The following is a 17,522-nucleotide window of genomic DNA, read 5'->3' as shown; positions in this document are numbered from 1 at the left end:
ATCCCCGCCTCTCGTCCGCGTGGTTCGACATGTTGCTCTGGTGTAAACCTTGATGTCGCTCTTGCGCTTCTAAGGTTTCTTTCGGTCTTTCTGGTCACGGGAGGTTTCATGCGCCGCCGCCGTTCCCTGGCCAGTCAACTCCTCGTGTGGCAACTCGTAGTCGTCACGTTGCTACTGTGCGCCGTCGGCGCGCTGACCGTCGTCCAGACGGGGAGCAACTTTCGCTCCAACGAGGAACGCCGCATGCTGTCGGTCGCGGAGACGGTGGCCGCGAACTCGCTGGTCCAGGAGCAGATGGGCAACTGGCGCCTGCTCGCCGCGCCCGCCGAGACGGGCCGCAGCCTGTCCGGGGCCTCCTACGTGCTGATCCTCGACGACAAGCGGCTCGTGATCGCCTCGCCGGTCCCGGACCAGATCGGGTCCACTCTGGACACCCGGACCACCGCGCTCGAGGGCAGGTCCTGGACCGGGACCGTCGGCGACTCGATCGAAGCGCACGTGCCGGTGTTCGACCCGGTCAGCCGCAAGGTGAACGGCATGGTGATCGCGGGCGCGGAGGACCAGGGAGTCTTCGCCGGCGTGCTGCAGCAGCCCGTCGACGTGCTGCGCTACCTGGCGATCGCGCTGATCATCGGCGTCACCGGGTCGTTGCTGCTGGCCCGCCGGGTGAAGAACCAGACGCTCGGGCTGGAGCCGCACGAGATCACCGCGCTGGTGGAGAACCGCGAGGCGTTGCTGCACGGCATCAAGGAGGGCGTGGTCGGCCTCGACGGGCAGCACCGGATCACCCTGGTCAACGATCACGCGAGCGACCTGCTGGCGTTGCCGGAGGACGCGGTCGGCCGTTCGGTCGAGGAATTGGAGCTCAACGAGCGGCTGCGCGACGTGCTGACCGGCCGCGCGACCGGTGTCGACCAGCTGGTGCTGCGGCAGGGCGTGGTGCTGACGTTGAACCGCATGCCGATCGAGGGCGGCGAGGGCGCGGTCGTGACGTTGCGAGATCGCACCGAACTCCTTGCGCTGCAACATGAACTCGACGCGTCACAACACGCGACGGACACGTTGCGGGCGCAGGCGCACGAGTTCGCGAACCGGCTGCACACCATCGCCGGGCTGATCGCGTTGAAGGAGTACGACGAGGTCACCAACTACATTCACCAGATCAGCTCGGCACAGGACCAGTGGCGGGCCGAGGTCAGCTCGTCGATCGGCGACCCCGCCGTGGCCGCGCTGCTGATCGCCAAGGCGTCGCTCGCGGCCGAACGCGGCACGGAGCTGCGCATGGGCCCGGACAGCGTGCTGGGCCGCGTCGACGAGGCCTTGTCCGCGGATTTGGTGATGGTGCTGGGAAATCTCGTCGACAACGCGTTGGATGCACTGAGCTCGCCGAGTGCCAACGGAGCCGGCAAGTGGATCGAGGTGGGTGTGATGCAGTTGGACGACGAGGTCCAGGTCGTGGTGCGCGACTCGGGTCCCGGGGTGGCGCCGGAACTGGCCGATGAGGTGTTCCGGCACGGCTTCACGACCAAGGCGGCGTCGCACGGCGAACGCGGCATCGGGCTCGCGCTGATCCGGCGGGCGTGCCTGCGGCGTGGTGGTTCGGTGAGCGTGTCGGGCTCGGTCTTCACCGCAAGGCTCCCCTGGTGATCCGGGTGCTCGTCGTCGACGACGACTTCATGGTGGCCAAGGTGCACAGCGGCTATGTCGCGCGCACCGAGGGTTTCGAGGTCGTCGGGGTCGCGCACACCGGTGGAGACGCGTTGCGGCTGGTGTCGTCGTTGAAACCGGATCTGGTGCTGCTCGACATCTACCTGCCCGACCAGAGCGGGCTCGACGTGCTGAAGTCGTTGCGCGCCAACGAGGACGTGGACGTCATCGTGATCACCGCGGCGACCGACGTCGAGACCGTGCGCAGTGCGATGCGCGGTGGCGTGCTGCACTACCTGATCAAGCCGTTCGACTACTCGGCCCTGCGCGACCAGCTCGCGCACTTCGCGTCGTTGCGGGAGAAGCTGCACCGGCTGGACTCGGCCGCGCAGGCTGACGTGGACCAGGTGTTCGGCGCGCGGCCTACTTCGAAACCGTTGTTGCCCAAGGGTTTGACGCCGGAGACCGCGCGGCTCGTGGAGGGTGCGCTGCGGTCACGTCCGGACGGGCTCTCGGCTTCGGAATGTGCTTCGTCTACCGGTGTCGCTCGGGTGAGTGCGCGGCGGTACCTGGAGCACTTCGTGTCCACCGGACGGGCCGAGGTTCGGTTGCGGTACGGCGGAACCGGGCGTCCGGAACGGATCTACGCGTTAGTCCCAGGAGCCTGAGCGGCCGCGTTTGGTCTCCGCGCGGCGCTTCTTGCCGGCGATGCGGCGTTCCTTCGACCCCTTGGTGGGCTTGGTCGGCTTGCGCATCGGCGGTGGCGGGGCGGCGGCACTGCGCAGGATCGCGGCGAGGCGTTCGCGGGCGGCGGCACGGTTCTGCAGCTGCGCGCGGTGCTCGGACGCGGCGATCGTGAGCACGCCGTCGACCAGCCGGTGCTCCAGGCGGTCGAGCATCCGGCGCTTGAGGTGCTCGGGGATCGACGGCGAGGCAGCCAGGTCGAACGAGAGCTCCACGCGGCTGTCCGCCGTGTTCACTCCCTGCCCGCCCGGCCCACCTGACCTGGAAAAACGTTCGCGCAACTCAGACGCCGGCAGCACCAGCGTCCGAGTCACGGTCACGTCGTTCATGCCTCCCAGGCTACGGAGTGAGGCCTGGGATTGTCGCGATCTTTATCAGCTCCTCGCGGTCGAGCACGACGTTCGGCCGCCCTGGCGTCCTGCTGTACCCCGGGTCGCCCCAGGTGCCGTCGTCGAAGGCACCCATGTTGTCGCTGGAGACGCTGACCATGGAGCCATCGGGATGGATCGCCTCGGCGTACATCCTCAGCATCTCGGGCTCGCCGGCCTGGGTGGGGGACGGGTACTGGGAAATGCGGACCCTGATGCCGTTGCGCTCTTCGATCGAGCAGTAGATGTCGTCGTCTCGACACGTGACCGTGCCCCCTGCGGGCATGGGTTTGAGCGCGATCGCGACACCGCCGACGCCCTGCGCGTCCCGCACCCTGGCCACCGCCCGCCGCAGGTTGTCGGGGGTGTTGGTGTTGGTGCGCGTGAAGAACACGAACGCCTTGGCGTTGATCTCGGGGACGTCCTCGGCGGTCTTGCCGGCCGGCAGTTGGTACGACTTCCGGAGCAGCTCGGTGAGCTGGGCGTTGCGGTCGGGCGCCGGTGCCACCCCGGAGTCCGCCGAGGTCACGCTCGTCGTGGAGGCCAACCGCGGAAGCGCCAGGTATCCGGCCGTGCCCAGTCCCGCGATCAGCACGAAGGCCAACGCGGCCGCCACTGCCGCCCGCCTCCGGGTCAGCTTGGTCTTGCCCTTCCGGATCACGTCGGAGGCGTAGATCCGCGATTCCGGCTCGTCCACCAGCAGGTCGCGCAACGCCGCGAGCCCCTTGGACGCCTGACTCTTCACCGTGCCCTCCGTCCTGCCGAGGATGCGGGCGGTCTCGGTGATGCTCAGGTCCTCCCAGTACCGCAGCACGACGACGGCGCGTTGCCCCGGTGGCAACGCGTCCAGCGCGAGCTTGAGGTCCAGGTCGGTCGAGTGGTCCGACACGGCGTGTTCGGGCACGGCGTCCGTCGTACGTTCACGCTGGAAGAAACCGCGCCGGCCCTCGTCGATGGCGGTGCGCACCAGCACCTTGCGCGCGTAGGCGTCCACGCTGTCCTTGCGCACCCGTGCCCAGGCCACGTACAGCTTGGTCAGCGTGGTTTGGACGATGTCCTCTGCGCGGTGCCAGTCGCCGCACAGCAGGAACGCCGTGCGGCGCATGACGAGAGCGCGTGCGTCGACGAACTCCCTGAACTCGCGGTCGCGGTCCAAGTCCCCTCCTCGGTCGCCGCTTTATACGCAACGACGACCGGGGAAGGTTGCCAACGAGTTTTCTAGAACCTGGGGTGGTCGCCGACGAGCGCGGCGCCGCCCTCCGGGGACTTGGTGATCTCGCCCAGCACCCACGCCGGCACGTGGCGCGCGGTGAGCACGGCCAGGGCGCGGTCGACGTCCTCGGGCGCGACGACGGCGACCATGCCGACGCCCATGTTGAACGCCTTCTCCATCTCCTCGCGCTCGACGCGGCCGCGCTGGGCGATGAGCTGGAACACCGGCGCGGGCGTCCAGGTGCCGCGGTCCAGCGTGGCGTGCAGGCCCTCCGGCAGCACGCGGGCCAGGTTCGCGGCCAGGCCACCACCGGTGACGTGGGAGAACCCGCGGACCTCGGTCTCGGCGATCAGCGCGAGGCAGTCCTTGGCGTAGATCTTGGTCGGCTCCAGGAGCTCCTCGCCGAGGGTGCGGCCGAACTCCTCGACGTGACCTTCCAGCGGCATCCGCGCGATCTCCAGCAGCACGTGCCGGGCGAGCGAGTAGCCGTTGGAGTGCAGGCCCGACGAGCCCATCGCGATCACGACGTCGCCGTCGCGCACCCGGTCCGGGCCGAGCAGCTTGGACTGCTCGACCACGCCGACGCCGGTGCCGGAGATGTCGTAGTCGTCGTCGCCCATCAGGCCGGGGTGCTCGGCCGTCTCGCCGCCGAGCAGCGCGCAACCGGCCTGGACACAGCCCTCGGCGATGCCCTTGACCAGCGCCGCGATCTTGTCCGGGACGACCCGGCCGACCGCGATGTAGTCCTGCACGAACAGCGGCTCGGCACCGCACACGACCAGGTCGTCCACGATCATGGCGACCAGGTCGATGCCCACGGTGTCGTGCTTGTCGAGCGCCTGCGCGACCGCGATCTTGGTGCCGACGCCGTCCGTGGAGGACGCGAGGATCGGCTCCTTCCAGCGGTCGAGCTTGAGCTGGAACAGCCCGGCGAACCCGCCGATGCCACCGAGCACCTCGGGCCGATGCGCCTTGGCCGCCCACGGCTTGAGCTTCTCCACCGCCTCGTCACCTGCGGCGATACTGACTCCGGCGGCGGCGTAGGTGGCCTTGGCGCTGTCGGTCACGTCAACTTCTTCCACTTGATCTGGAGGCCTCAGGGACGACGCAGTGCGTCCTCGGCACCATAGCCGTTGGCCAGGACGGGGGCGGCTGAGCCCGCCACGCCCTTGAGGCCTTCGAGCAGGTGCTTGCCGATGAGCGCGTCCGGCGGCAGTTCGATCGGGTACTCGCCGTCGAAGCACGCCGAGCACAGCCGCGTCTTGGGCTGCTCGGTCGCGGCGATGAGCTGCTCGAGCGACACGTACCCGAGCGAGTCGGCGCCGACCGAGCGGCGGATGCCGTCGTCATCCAGCCCGTTCGCGATGAGCTCCGCGCGGGAGGCGAAGTCGATGCCGTAGAAGCACGGCCACTTGACGGGCGGCGACGCGATCCGCACGTGCACCTCGAGCGCACCGGCCTCGCGCAGCATGCGCACGAGCGCGCGCTGGGTGTTGCCGCGCACGATCGAGTCGTCCACGACGACCAGCCGCTTGCCGCGGATGACGTCCCGCAGCGGGTTCAGCTTGAGCCGGATGCCCAGCTGACGGATGGTCTGCGACGGCTGGATGAACGTCCGGCCGACGTAGGCGTTCTTGACCAGGCCCGACCCGTACGGGATGCCGCTGGCCTGCGCGTACCCGATCGCGGCCGGCGTGCCGGACTCGGGCACCGGGATCACCAGGTCGGCCTCGACCGGGTGCTCCTTGGCGAGCCGGCGCCCGATCTCGACGCGCGTGGCGTGGACGCCGCGCCCGGAGATCGTCGTGTCCGGCCGAGCCAGGTAGACGTACTCGAAGATGCAGCCCTTGGGCTCGGGGGTGGCGAACCGGGTGGACCGCAGCCCGTCCTCGTCGATCGCGATGAGCTCACCGGGCTCGACCTCGCGCACGAAGCTCGCACCCACGATGTCGAGCGCCGCGGTCTCGCTGGCCACGACCCAGCCGCGGTCGAGCCGGCCGAGCACCAGCGGGCGGACACCGTGCGGGTCACGCGCCGCGTACAGCGTGGACTCGTCGGAGAACGTGAGGCAGTACGCGCCCTTGACCGTGGGAAGCAGCTCCAGCGCGGCCTGCTCGATGCCCTTGTCGGCCGCCGCGTGCGCGAGCAGACCGCAGAGGATGTCCGAGTCGGTGGTCGCGCCGTTGCGCTCGACGATGCCGAGCGCCTTGGCCTTGTCGAGCAGCTCGGCGGTGTTCACCAGGTTGCCGTTGTGACCGAGGCTCAGGCCGCTTCCGGCGGCGGTGGTGCGGAACGTCGGCTGGGCGTTCTCCCAGGTCGTGGACCCGGTGGTGGAGTAACGGCAGTGCCCGACGGCCACGTGGCCCTTCAAGCTTTGCAGGACCTGCTCGTCGAAAACCTGGCTGACGAGCCCGAGGTCCTTGAAGACGACGACCTGCGCCCCGTCACCGACCGAGATGCCCGCTGCCTCCTGGCCGCGGTGCTGCAGGGCGTAGAGCCCGTAGTAGGTCAGCTTGGAGACGTCTTCACCCGGAGCCCAGACGCCGAAGACGCCGCACTCCTCACGGGGTTCCTGTTCGGACTGGGAATGGTCGGCGACCACCGAATTGGCTCCCTCACGACGGGGCTGGCTGCAACCCGAGTGTAAGTGGAGCAGGGGGCCAACTACCCCCTTCGCACCCCCGGTGAGGTGACCAAACTCATGCCTTGAGACGCAGAAACGGCTCGGTGGAGATCGAGTTGGCGCGTCAGGCCTTCTTACACCCGCTGAGGTCGGTTTCGATGGAGTTGGCCTGCACGGCGCCCATCGTCTTCTGTTTCGCGGTGCAGATGACTTCGTCGCCCACCTTGACGTCGCCGGAGACCTTGTCCAGGGGCACGCCCGACCCGGTGAAGTTCTTCCGCTCCAGAGCGTCCTCCGGCATCTCGCCGATCAGGTCCAGGTGCACCCACATGGTGCCTGGCTGATCCGGATGCCCCTTCTTCTCCTCCAGCTCGGTGACCTTGAACCGCAGGTCCGCCTGCCAGTCCGAGGCGCACCCGGCGAGCACGAGACAACCGAGCAGTGCAGCAGCGATCTTGCGCATCAGTGGCCCTTCCCGACCTGGAGCACCTGCAGCAACTGGGAGTCACCGGACGCGGTGTTGATCGTCATCCGGTTCCACAGCCAGTAGTAGAGCAACTCGGCCTCGCCGCTGACGGAGGCAGTGCCTTCCTCACCGGGTGCGGCCGCGCGCACCTCGGGCATCTCACCGGGGCTGAAGGCGACGTGCCACGACTCGGGCACGTCGGACGGCCGCACCACGGCAACCCCGGAAGCCGTGTTGGGCACGTCGCTGTCGAGCTTCGCGGCAACGATGGTGGTGAGCACCTCGTCGATGCCGTCCGCCGCGAGGTCGGGGCTGGTCGGGACGAGCTGGCGCAGCGTCGCCTGCACGTCGAACCGGCGCAGCGTCATCTCGTGGGCGATCCGCCGGTGCCACACCCACGCGAGGTCCGGCGCGGCGGGCGAGAACGTCCACACCGGCCGGTTGCCGGGGACGGCGGGCATGATCTCGTTCGCCGCGGTGAGCTGCAGGTCGAGGTACTCCAGGGGCGACAGGGTGCCGGGAACGGGCGGCGGTCCCATCTGAACTCGGCTGCCGGTGCGCAGGTAGCCCGTGGCGGTCTCCAGGAAGCGGGCGACGTGCACCACCAGGTCCTGCAGCGTCCACCCGATGCGGGTCGACACGGCCGTGGTGAGGTCGGCGTCACCGACCGCCTTGCGGAACATGTCTGCCTGCTCCGCGAACACCTCGGTCCAGCGCTGCGCGGTCCATCCTGTCTGCACCATGCGCGACATCGTGCCCGAAACGGATCACGCATGCGGGTGGAACCGTCCATGATGTGACTGCGTCGCAGGGATCAAGGACCAACAGTGGGGGGTGGCGATGTTCGGCGTTGAGCCCGAGTTGCTGCGCAGCGCGTCCAAGGAGTTCGGCAACGGCTCAGACGCGGTGCGTGAGGCGGCAGAGATGATCTCGATGCTCAAGCTCGACGCCGGTGCGCTCGGCGAGGTCGACGCGGCCGCCGAGTTCGCCGACGCGCTGTCGAAGTTCGTGGGCACGCACGCGCAGGACCTGCAGCGCGGTTCCGCCTGGATCACCGACGCCGCGGAAGGCCTCGTGTCGAACGCCGACGCCTACCAGCGCACGGACGACGACCACGCGTCCGCGCTGACGAAGCTTCTGCAGGGACTTGGGGGCGGCAAGTGAGCTACACGGATCCCGAGAGCCTGTACGGCAAGCTCGCGGCAGGAGACGTCGGCCGGATCGCCGCTGCCGCCGACCCGATCACCGGTGCGATGAGCGCGGTCGGCCGGGCCGGTGAGTCGGTCGCCAAGGGCGGCAAGGCCGCGGTCAGCAACTGGACCGGCACCACCGCGCAGAAGTTCACCGCACGCGCCGACCTCTCCGCGACGGCCGCCAAGGCCGCCGGTGAGCGCCTGGGCGCGGGCGCCGAGATCGTCCGAGCAGCGTCCCAGGCCTACGGCCAGATGCGCACCGCCGCCGATCAGGCGATCAGCGTGTGGCGCAGCCGTCCGCCGGGCATGGACGAGGAGCAGACGCGCACGCTCGCCAACCAGGTCAACGACTCGCTGACCAAGGTCAAGTCGGGTTACGAGAACGTGCTGCGTTCCTACGCGGGCGCTCTCACCAAGATCCCTCCGGGCTTCGAGGAGTCCGCGCGCACCGACTGCGGCTGGGGTCGCGCCGCACAGGGTCGTGCCGCCGGACCGCAGGTGCCGGGACCGAACACGGACCCGAAGGCCGTCGCCGCGTGGTGGAAGTCGCTCACGCCAGAGCAGCAGCAAGCTTTGCTGCGCGACCGGTTCCAGGAGCTCGGCAAGCTGCGCGGTCTGCCGTCGGACGTGCTCGACACGGCCAACCGCAGGCGCATCAACGACGATCTCAGCAAGGCCAACGCCACGATCGACCAGTCGACGAAGGCGATCAACGAGCGGGCTGCCCAGCTCGGGCTGGACCCGAACAACGAAGCCGCGCTGCGCAACAGCAACGACCCGCAGCTGGCGAAGCTGCTGGACGAGCGGCTGGCCGCCACGAACATCAAGGAGAACTGCGAGAAGGCCAACAAGAGCCTGGACGAGGCCGACGAGAAGTCGCGGGAGAAGTTCAACGGCGAAAACGCCCGTGTCATGGCGTGGGACCCCACCGGACCACGTGGCGACGCACAGATCGCGGTGGCGTTCGGCAACCCCGACACCGCGAAGAACCTCGCGGTCTGCGTGCCGGGTACCGGCTCCGACGTGGGTGCTTTCAGCTGGAACCAGGCGGCCAACCTGCGTGAGGAAATGGGCGGTGGCCCGGACAACGCCACCATCCAGTGGCTCGGCTACGACGCGCCCGGCTGGTCGCCCGGCGAGGTCGACAACCCGGCACAGGCTCGCGAGGGCGGCCAGAACCTGGTGAAGGACGTCGACGGCTACCGCGCCGCCGGTCCCGAGGGCCAGCACCTGACCGTGATCGGCCACAGCTACGGCAGCGCCACCGTCGGCCACGCGGGCATGAACGGCCTGAAGGCGGACGACATCGCGTTCGTCGGTTCGCCCGGCGTCGGCGCGTCGAACGTCAACCAGCTCTCCGCCGGACCCGGCCACGTGTACGTCGGCGGCACCGAGCACGACCCCGTCGTGCAGGGCACCAGCTCGAACTGGTTCACCGAGGACGGTTCGTCCACCGGCCCGTACGACAAGGAGTTCGGCGGCACGCACTTCGGCACCACGGAGTCGAAGGGCATCGCCGAGGCCCACTCCGCCTACTACGACGAGAACAGCGAGTCGCTGGAGAACCTCGGCAAGATCGCGACCGGTCGCGGTGGCGAGGTCAGCAGCGACCCCTGGTACGACCGTCCGACCTCACCGAACCTGCCCGGCTCGGACCTTCCCGGGGTCGGCCCGGTGCTCGACTGGGGCAGCGGTGTCGTGAAGGAGGGCGTCGACGTGGTCGGCGACGTCTACCAGGGCGGCAAGCAGGTGGTCGGCGACATCGGCCGAGGCGACTGGGGTTCGGCCGGCGACCACGCCTGGGGCACCGCCAAGGAGGTCGGCAGCGACGCGCTCGACGCCACCGTCGACACCGTCGGCAAGGCGGCCGAACTCGGGCGCGACGTGTACGAGGGTGGCAAGGCCGTCGTCGAGGGCGGCGTCGACATGGCCAAGGACGCCGGCAACGCCGTCAAGGACGGCGCGAAGTCGGCCTACGACAACACGATCGGCCGGATCTTCTAGAAACGCACCACCGGCAGCAGGTGGGAGAGGTCGGCTCGGGTCCCGGACGCGGTGACCCGAGCGCCGTCCAGGGCGTCGGACCAGGCCAGGTCGCCGGTCGCCAGTTCCAGCCAGGTGCGGGGGTCGGTCTCCACGACGTTCGGGGGCGTGCCGCGGGTGTGGCGCGGGCCCTCGACGCACTGCACGGCGGCGAACGGGGGGACGCGGACCTCGACGCTGCGGCCCGGTGCGATCTGTTCGAGGGTGCGCAGGCTCAGGCGGACGGCGGCGGCCAGTTCGGGGCGGGAGGGCTGGTCGGCCTCGCCTCGCAGCCAGGGGAGCACGGCCTGCACGGCGGCTCGCATCTCGGCTGGATCGACGGCTTTGGCTGGCACGTCGCCCACATTAGCGAAGGGGCAGCGGCGGTCCGGGCGCTGTTGGTATATGTGGGCGGTGATCAGGAACTTCGCCGTCGTCGGTCCCGGGCAGGCGACCAGGGAGCGGTTGACGGCCGCTCTCGCGGCCGCGCCGGACACGGCGGTCTACCGGATCGGGCGGGGCGCTGACCCGTTGCCGGTGGCGGCCACGTTCGATCCGTCCGACCAGCCCGGCTGCCGGAGTCTGCTGGACTGGTTCGAGCGCGGGGCGCCGTCGGGGGCGGTGTTGCTGGTGGACGACTGGGCGTTGTGCGCCGGGCAGGACCCTGAGCTGGACCGGACCGTGGAGTGGATCGCGGCTTTGGGGCCCGCGCGTGGGGTGCAGGTCGTCGTCACGGCGCGGAAGTGGGCCGACCTGCCGGACCGGTTGCGCAGGCACCTGCTCGGCGAGCCGACGGACTTCCTCGCGCTGCACGGCATCGAGGCCGATCTGAGCAACATGTGGCAGCGCGACGACCTCAAGGCCGCCGCCGGTGTCGACGACCGGGGCTGGCCGGTCCACGTCGAGATCACGCTGGGCAGCGCCGTGCACCGCGGCACACCGGCCCAGTTGCAGAGCGCGCTGCTCGGCCTGATGGTCACGCACTCGGCCGACCACGTGCAGTACCTCTTCGTCGACGGTGACGGCAGCGGCGTCTTCGACCCGCTGGCGTTCGTGGACCAGGTCGCGTTCACGATCACGCCGGCGGCGGACGACGCGATGGTCGTCCGGCTGCTGGACGCGTTCTACGGTGAGATCAACCGGCGGCAGGAGATCGTTCACACGGAAGGGAACCGCGTCCCCGAGCTGATCATCTGCGTGTCCGGGGCGGAGGCTTTCCTGGCAAGGGAACCGAAGTTCCTCGCGGCGCTGTTGATGGCCATGCGCGCCGGTCGCTCACTGGGCATGCACGTCGTGTTCGCAGGCCAAGTGCCCCAAGGGATTCCGTACGAGCTGCCGGAGTGGCCGCTCGCCAACCCGACCCACGACTTCGCCGAGGCGCTCGACGACCTGCCGGACGTCACCGGTGGCGGACTCGCCTACGAGATCGTGCTGCCACCGCTCGAGGAACCGCTGACCCTGGGCATGCTCCCGCCCGGCGCCGTCGGCCTGCTCGACAAGCCGTACGAACACCGCCGCGACCCGTTCGTCCCGCACTTCACGACCGAGCTGCGGCACGGCGCCATCGTCGGCGCGCCCGGCAGCGGCAAGTCCACGGCGTTGCGGACCCTCGCCGCCGCGCTCGGCGATCTCAGCGCGTTCCAGCTGCTCGACGGGCCCGGCGAGCCCCTCGACCCGCAACGGCACATCGTCGTCACCGCGCACACGTGGGACCAGGTCCCGCAGTTCATCAAGGACAGCCTGGCGTTCGGCATCGAGCTCCGGCTGGACGACCCGAACACGTCGTTGATCAACGCCCGCAGCGCCTCGCACGTGCCGGACCAGCCCGGCATGGGGCTTTCCGTGCACGACAAGACCGCCGTCCAGATCGCGGCGCCGTGACCGGGCAGGTCTACCGCATCGGCCGCGGCACGCCGGCCGAGCCGGTCAACGTCTCGTTCGACCCCGCTGACCAGCGCCGCTGCCAGAACCTGCTGACGTGGTTCGAACGCGGCGCCGAGCCCGGTGCGACGCTGCTGATCGACGATTGGAAGCTCTGCGCGGCAAGCGATCCCGGGCTCGCCGAGGCCGTTCGGTGGATCACCTCGACGGCACGGGACGTCCGGGTGGTCATCACGACCGGCACGCTGACCGACGTGCCGAAGCACCTGCGATCGTTGGTGCGGATGGACTTCCTCGCCCTGCACGGCCTGAGCACCTTCACCAAGGCGCTCGCGTGGAAGGGCCGGTGGTGGAAGGTCCCGATCGGCATCGACAGCACCGGTGAGCCGGTCGTCGTCGAGCTCACCCACTTCGTGGACGGCAAGTGGCGCACGGGATCGCACCTCAGCGTCACCGCGCCGGCAGCGTTCCGGAGTCTGGTGCTGGGCCTGATGACGACGCATTCGCCCCGGCTGTTCCACACGATCTTCATCGACGCGCACGACACGGACGCGTTCGCCGGACTGGACCAGGCGCCGCACGTGCAGGCACATCACCGCAACGCGACGAAGAACCCCGCACGGATCGCGGACGTCCTGCTGGCCGAGTCCGAACGACGGCTGGAGATCGTCGGCAACACCTGGACGATCTTCGACCACCGCGGCCTGCACCAGGTGCTGCCTCAGCTTCTCATCTGCGTCACCGGTTTCCGGGACGTCGAAGCCACGGAGCTCGGCACCGCCCTCGCCGCCATCGCCCAGGACGTCGGCAGGTCCGGGATGCAGCTGCTGCTGGACGCCCCGCACGAGTCGGCGAACGTTCAGATCGACGACTGCACCACGCCGGCGAACCTGGACCAGCACGCCGGCGAGTTGCCCCGCCTGATGCGCGAGGCCGAGCCACCGCCGGACTTCTTCACCCTGCACGACATGCCGAAGTTCGACACGACGCACGGATGGCGGCCGCGTCCGGTCAAGTTGCGGTACCGGACAGCGGTGGGCGTGGACGAACACGGTCAGCCCGTCGAGATCGACATCAAAGCCGGTCTCACCGAGGACGGGATGGGTCCGCACGGCGAGGTCGTGGCGCCTCCAGAACGACGTGCGGACGCGCTCAAGGCGCTGATTCTCGGCCAGATGCTGTGGCACTCGCCGGACGAACTCCAGGTCGTCCTCATCGACTTCCACCGCACTGGTGCGTTCGCGGGTCTGGAGCACGCACCACATGTGCAACCACACGATCTGAAAGACGACCTCGAACAACGCATCAGGATGCTGGCGGATGGCGCCGCATCGCCGCGGCTGCTCGTCTGCGTGGACGGCGTGCACGGCCTGGCAGCAGCAAGGCCGGCGTTCTTCGCCACGCTGCAGACCCTCACCCAGGTAGGACGCACGTACGGCCAGCACCTGCTGCTGTCCGATTCGACGCCACCCAGCGACCTGCCCCAGCTGCACACCTCATACCGCCTGGAACTCACCGAGAACGGCTGGGTGCGCCGCATCGGCAGATCGGTGGAGAGCTTCGTGCTCCCCACCGATCTCGACTCGGTCGCACGGTCACTGCCAGTCGCGATGTACGCCGTCAGCTCATGAGCGACGCAACTTTCGTTGCGCGTCATAGAGGTTGCGCGGCGTGACGTCCGTGGTGCCGTAGAGCTCCAGTCGCGAGTTCAACGGCCCGGCGAAGTCCGGCTTGTCGACCTGACCGAAGTCGCGCACCTCGGAGATCGCCACCGTGGCACTGCACGGGGCCACCTGGTCGATGCGGACGTTGCCGGCGCGTTGGTTCGTCACCGTGACGTTCCAGTGCGTGAACCTGGCGCCGTACAACGGACCCGCGTTCGCGCTGCCGCCGTGCGCACCGACGTTGTTGATGGTGATCTCGGTGCGGACGTTCCCGAACGGCAGACCGCGGTGGGTGTCGAAGACGTCGTGGTCCATCCTGCCGCGAGTCCAGACGTTGCCGCAGGACAAGCCTTCGACGTTCAACCCGTGGTTGCCCGCGCCGGCCTGGGACGGCTCTGAAGGTGCCTCGATCACGAACCCGTCGGTGAGGTTGTCGTGGGACTGCTCGCGCGTCGCATACGCGTGGTGGTGACCGCGGCCGGACACCCGCGTGTTCAGCAGCGAGATTCCCTTGGCGGACACCAGCAGGAACCCGTTGTCGACGTCCTGCACGTGCACGTCGTCGGCCCAGCAGTCCCACGCGCACTGGAACGCGAGACCGTTGTACCCCTTGTCCTGCAGGTGCTTCGGCGTCGGCACCCGGAACATCTCGATCTTGATGCCCTCGACGCCCGCACCCGTGACGACCGGCGCCATCGTGGTCAGGCGCGCCTTCCACTCCGGTCGGATCTCCAGCGGCAACGGCTGCGCGAGCTTGACCCTGTTGCCGCGCACCCACTCCACGCGCACCGGCCACAGGAACGGGAAGTACGACAGGAGTTTGTCCTTGTCGTCCCACTTGTAGGACGAACAGCCGGGAAGGTCACCGCACATGTGTATCGGCAGCGAGTACTCGAAGTCGTCCAGCCGCAACAACACGCGCTGACCGGCGCGCAGCTTCCGTCCGTTCTCGACGGTCACGACGAACGCACCGCGCGCCGCCGAGCCGGTGACGCCGGTCAGGGTCGAGCCCTGCTCCAGCTCGTTGCCCGTCCAGCCCTCGAAAGGCCACTTGCGCGCCTTGATCGCGTCGATGAGAGACTTGCTGCGGTCGCGGTGACACACCCACACCAGACCGCCCGACCAGCTCCACGCCGAGTTCTCCGAGCCGTAGCGGCTGCGGTTGATGCCGACGATCTCCTCCAGCGACCGGGTCGCCCAGAACGTCGTCTTCGTGCTGCCCGCACCGCGCAGCACCACGTTGTCGTAGCCGATGCGGATGATGTCGTCGATCCGGTAGCGACCCGGTGGCACGAAGACGGTGCCACCACCCAGCCTGCCCACGAACTCGATCGCCCGGTTGATCGCCACCGAGGCGTCGGCCGAGCCGTCCCGGCGTGCGCCGAAGAACAGCACGTTCGCCAGCACAGGCCTACGAGCGGGCCTTTCACCGGTCCGGTAGCCGGCGTAAGCGATGTTCGGGATCTGCGGGTGGTTGTACGGGTTCGCCACGAACTCCTGCCAGAGCGAGGGGGAGGGCGCTGCGGACGCACTCCCCGTCATCGCTGACGAGCCGACCAGCGCGACTCCTGTAGCCAGCAGGAATCGTCGTCTGTCGATGTTCATTTCGCCGTCTCCAAGGGGACACGGCGGCGGTGCTCAGATCAAACCAGACATCAGGCGCTTGCGGAACGAACCGCCTCGGAGATCAGCTCGTCCACCTGGTGCATCATCCGGCGGGCGTCGGTCGGCGTGAACGTGCTCCACGGCGGCTGGCCGTTCGAGGCACGGCGTTGCTGCAGGTAGCGGCCTTCTTCGGTGTCGAAGAACGCGACCACGCGCTCGGGTCGCCACCGCTTGCCGTACTTGTCCCGGCACGCCGCACCGAAATTGCCCGTGTGCACCAGCCCGGTGAACATCTTCACCAGCGCCTTGGCGTCGTCCTCGCGCAGGCCGATGCCCCGGAACGCGGCCTCCATCGACTTCGGCGAACCGTCGGTCTGCGAGATCGCCTTCTCGATGTCCGCGCTGGGCAGCGTCACCGACAGCCCCGTGCCGGCCGGATGGGACGGCAGCACCGAGAGCACCGCGGAGGCGAGCCCGGAGCCCGCCCACGGCTGGAACGTCAACTGGTCGTCGCGCAGCGTCGCCAGCGCGCCGAAGTCACCGTTCGCGACGGCGAGAACGCGCAGGCTCCTGCCCAGCCAGAGGCGGCCGTCCGCCTCCCGCTCGGGCTTGACGAACATGCGCAGCAGCCCGTCCAGTTCGGACGACAACCCGCGCGAGTTGCCCAGGCGGCGGTGGTCCAACTGCTGGTAGACGCGGTTCTCGAGCTGGATGCGCTCGTCCCGCGTCTTGCCGGGCGTGGGAACTTTGAGCACGAGCGGCATGGGGCCGACGTTCATGCGTTCCCACAGCACGTCGAACTCCTCGGCGGAGAGAGTGATCGGCTCCCTCTCCGCCGTACCGCCGAACAAGCTCATTCCGAGAAGCCGCCGATGACGGGCGGCGCCACCATCCGGTCGTCACCGAACACGTCGTCGGTCTCGACCAGGTAGTCGGCGGCCTTGTGCTCGATGTCGTCCTCGCCCTCGCCCTTCTGGCCGTGCGCGCCACCACCGGCACCAGCACCGGCAGCACCGCCCTTGCCGGCGGCACCCGCACCGGAGCCCATGGCCCCGCCGCGCATGCCCTCGGCGCCGCCCATGCCGGGCAGGCCGCCGGGCTTCATCGGGCCCTGCTGGCCGGACGAGCCGAGCGAGCCGGACATCGGCCCGAACGCCTTGCCACCACCGAGCTGACCACCGCGAACGTTGCCGGACTGGCCACCGCGGCCGCCACCGGGCACGTCCGTGGAGGGCCGGGTGAACACCGGTCCACCAGGCGTCGGGGTCGGCTGCGGCGTCGGCTGCGGGAAGCTCGTCGGCGGCGGGGTGTGAACCGGCGGAGGCGGAGGAGGCGTCGGCGGCTGCGTCCACGACACGTGCGTGGTGTCGGTGGGCGGAGGCGTCCACCCTGTCGACACGTGCTGCTGGGTCGACGGCGGCGTCGCCCACGCCGGGTTCGTCGTGCCGGTGTTGCCCGACGGCGACGGCGCGCCGGTCGGGGTGTAGCCGACGCGCGTGCTGCCGGTGCCGGTGTCGGCGGGCGGCGGCGTGTCGATCACGACCTGCGGCGGCTGCGGGAACTCACCGAGCGTCGAGGAGTTCCAGCGGCTGTCCGACTGGTAGTCCTCCATGACCTTGACGGCCTGGGCGGCGGCGTTGTCCGCGGCCGCTTCCTGCTTCTCGTGGTCCAGCTGCTGGCCGACGACGTGCGCCATGCCGACCGGACCGGTCAGCGCGCCGACCGCCATGTCCATGAAGCCGGGCTTCTCGGTCGTGACCGGGACGACCTCGGGCATCTTCTTGCGCGCGTCGGCGATGTACTCGCCCTGCAGCCGCGCGGAGCTCTCCATGGTCGTGGCGCCCTGCTCGGCGAACCCGGCCCACTGGGCGAGCGGCGACAACGCGCCCTGCGCGGCGTCGGCTGCGTCGGACTCCCAGTCCGCGCCCATCTTGCCGAGCGCCTGGTGCAGGTCGCCGTCGATCTGGGCGAGCGTGGCCGCGATCGTCTTCCAACCCTGCTCCACCGGGATCGAGGCGGAGACGCCGGGACCAGAGTTGATCATCTTGTACAGCTCGGGGTGTCCGTACCCCTGAAAGCGGTGGTCAGTCATCGGT

At 69.4% G+C, this 17,522-nt stretch carries 15 protein-coding genes and 1 pseudogene; 6 read left to right on the top strand and 10 right to left on the bottom strand.

Translation table 11 applies throughout. The features are described 5' to 3' along the window. Nucleotides 1-108 precede the first annotated feature (108 nt). Together G7043_RS24675 and G7043_RS24670 are read left to right on the top strand one after the other, a co-directional pair. Nucleotides 109-1,647: a sensor histidine kinase gene (locus G7043_RS24675; RefSeq protein WP_166049212.1), complete on the top strand. Its 1,539-nt coding sequence runs from the start codon at nt 109-111 to the stop codon at nt 1,645-1,647. Next, nucleotides 1,644-2,315, top strand: a complete 672-nt coding sequence (locus G7043_RS24670) for a response regulator (RefSeq protein WP_166049210.1) — start codon at nt 1,644-1,646, stop codon at nt 2,313-2,315. The genes G7043_RS24675 and G7043_RS24670 overlap by 4 nt, the downstream gene beginning before the upstream one ends. Here the strand turns inward: G7043_RS24670 and arfB are convergent. The 6 genes and pseudogenes from arfB to G7043_RS24640 all read right to left on the bottom strand — a co-directional run bounded on the left by arfB (nt 2,298) and on the right by G7043_RS24640 (nt 7,804). Further along, nucleotides 2,298-2,720 (bottom strand): alternative ribosome rescue aminoacyl-tRNA hydrolase ArfB, encoded by a 423-nt coding sequence (gene arfB / locus G7043_RS24665; RefSeq protein WP_166049208.1) that lies wholly within the window; start codon nt 2,718-2,720, stop codon nt 2,298-2,300. The two genes, G7043_RS24670 and arfB, sit on opposite strands and share 18 nt — an antisense overlap. Nucleotides 2,721-3,456: 736 nt before the next feature. Further along, nucleotides 3,457-3,864 (bottom strand): annotated as a pseudogene (locus G7043_RS50425) (SigE family RNA polymerase sigma factor); the annotation flags it as partial. A gap of 113 nt (nt 3,865-3,977) precedes the next feature. Further along, the gene (purM, locus tag G7043_RS24655; RefSeq protein ID WP_166049204.1) at nt 3,978-5,039 is read right to left on the bottom strand and encodes a phosphoribosylformylglycinamidine cyclo-ligase; all 1,062 of its coding nucleotides are present in this window, start codon (nt 5,037-5,039) and stop codon (nt 3,978-3,980) included. A 29-nt stretch (nt 5,040-5,068) separates the two neighbouring features. Continuing rightward, nucleotides 5,069-6,574: an amidophosphoribosyltransferase gene (gene purF / locus G7043_RS24650; RefSeq protein WP_166049202.1), complete on the bottom strand. Its 1,506-nt coding sequence runs from the start codon at nt 6,572-6,574 to the stop codon at nt 5,069-5,071. 145 nt (nt 6,575-6,719) lie between these two features. After that, nucleotides 6,720-7,058, bottom strand: a complete 339-nt coding sequence (locus tag G7043_RS24645; RefSeq protein ID WP_166049200.1) for a hypothetical protein — start codon at nt 7,056-7,058, stop codon at nt 6,720-6,722. Continuing rightward, a complete protein-coding gene (locus G7043_RS24640) occupies nt 7,058-7,804 on the bottom strand; it encodes a maleylpyruvate isomerase N-terminal domain-containing protein (RefSeq protein WP_207311601.1) in 747 nt (248 codons plus the stop codon). Before G7043_RS24640 ends, G7043_RS24645 begins: the two co-directional genes overlap by 1 nt. A 97-nt stretch (nt 7,805-7,901) precedes the next feature. Between G7043_RS24640 and G7043_RS24635 the strand changes: the two genes are divergently transcribed. Both G7043_RS24635 and G7043_RS24630 read left to right on the top strand, forming a co-directional pair. Then, nucleotides 7,902-8,225: a type VII secretion target gene (locus G7043_RS24635; RefSeq protein ID WP_166049198.1), complete on the top strand. Its 324-nt coding sequence runs from the start codon at nt 7,902-7,904 to the stop codon at nt 8,223-8,225. Beyond that, nucleotides 8,222-10,258: an alpha/beta hydrolase gene (locus tag G7043_RS24630; protein WP_166049196.1), complete on the top strand. Its 2,037-nt coding sequence runs from the start codon at nt 8,222-8,224 to the stop codon at nt 10,256-10,258. The genes G7043_RS24635 and G7043_RS24630 overlap by 4 nt, the downstream gene beginning before the upstream one ends. Here G7043_RS24630 and G7043_RS24625 read toward each other — a convergent pair. Further along, on the bottom strand, nt 10,255-10,602 hold the full coding sequence (locus tag G7043_RS24625) for a sterol carrier family protein (protein WP_207311693.1): 348 nt from the start codon (nt 10,600-10,602) through the stop codon (nt 10,255-10,257). The genes G7043_RS24630 and G7043_RS24625 overlap by 4 nt on opposite strands. Nucleotides 10,603-10,690: 88 nt before the next feature. On the opposite strand from G7043_RS24625, the gene G7043_RS24620 reads away from it, so the two are divergent. Next, nucleotides 10,691-12,157, top strand: a complete 1,467-nt coding sequence (locus tag G7043_RS24620; RefSeq protein WP_166049192.1) for a hypothetical protein — start codon at nt 10,691-10,693, stop codon at nt 12,155-12,157. Then, complete coding sequence (locus tag G7043_RS24615) at nt 12,154-13,788, top strand: hypothetical protein (RefSeq protein WP_166049190.1); 1,635 nt, start codon at nt 12,154-12,156, stop codon at nt 13,786-13,788. The genes G7043_RS24620 and G7043_RS24615 overlap by 4 nt, the downstream gene beginning before the upstream one ends. On the opposite strand, the gene G7043_RS24610 is transcribed toward G7043_RS24615, so the two are convergent. From G7043_RS24610 to G7043_RS24600, 3 genes are read right to left on the bottom strand one after another with little or no spacing between them, the layout of a single operon-like run. Continuing rightward, complete coding sequence (locus tag G7043_RS24610) at nt 13,783-15,426, bottom strand: glycosyl hydrolase family 28-related protein (RefSeq protein WP_166049188.1); 1,644 nt, start codon at nt 15,424-15,426, stop codon at nt 13,783-13,785. The two genes, G7043_RS24615 and G7043_RS24610, sit on opposite strands and share 6 nt — an antisense overlap. Before the next feature lie 50 nt (nt 15,427-15,476). Beyond that, on the bottom strand, nt 15,477-16,283 hold the full coding sequence (locus G7043_RS24605; RefSeq protein WP_166049186.1) for an ESX secretion-associated protein EspG: 807 nt from the start codon (nt 16,281-16,283) through the stop codon (nt 15,477-15,479). Further along, nucleotides 16,280-17,518 (bottom strand): PPE domain-containing protein, encoded by a 1,239-nt coding sequence (locus G7043_RS24600; RefSeq protein WP_166049185.1) that lies wholly within the window; start codon nt 17,516-17,518, stop codon nt 16,280-16,282. Before G7043_RS24600 ends, G7043_RS24605 begins: the two co-directional genes overlap by 4 nt. Nucleotides 17,519-17,522 lie beyond the last annotated feature (4 nt).

Origin of the sequence: Lentzea alba (genome assembly GCF_011067745.1) — a bacterium.
Taxonomy (GTDB): Bacteria; Actinomycetota; Actinomycetes; order Mycobacteriales; family Pseudonocardiaceae; genus Lentzea; species Lentzea alba.
Note: the sequence above shows the minus strand (reverse complement) of the source record. Positions and strands in the feature narration are given on the sequence as shown.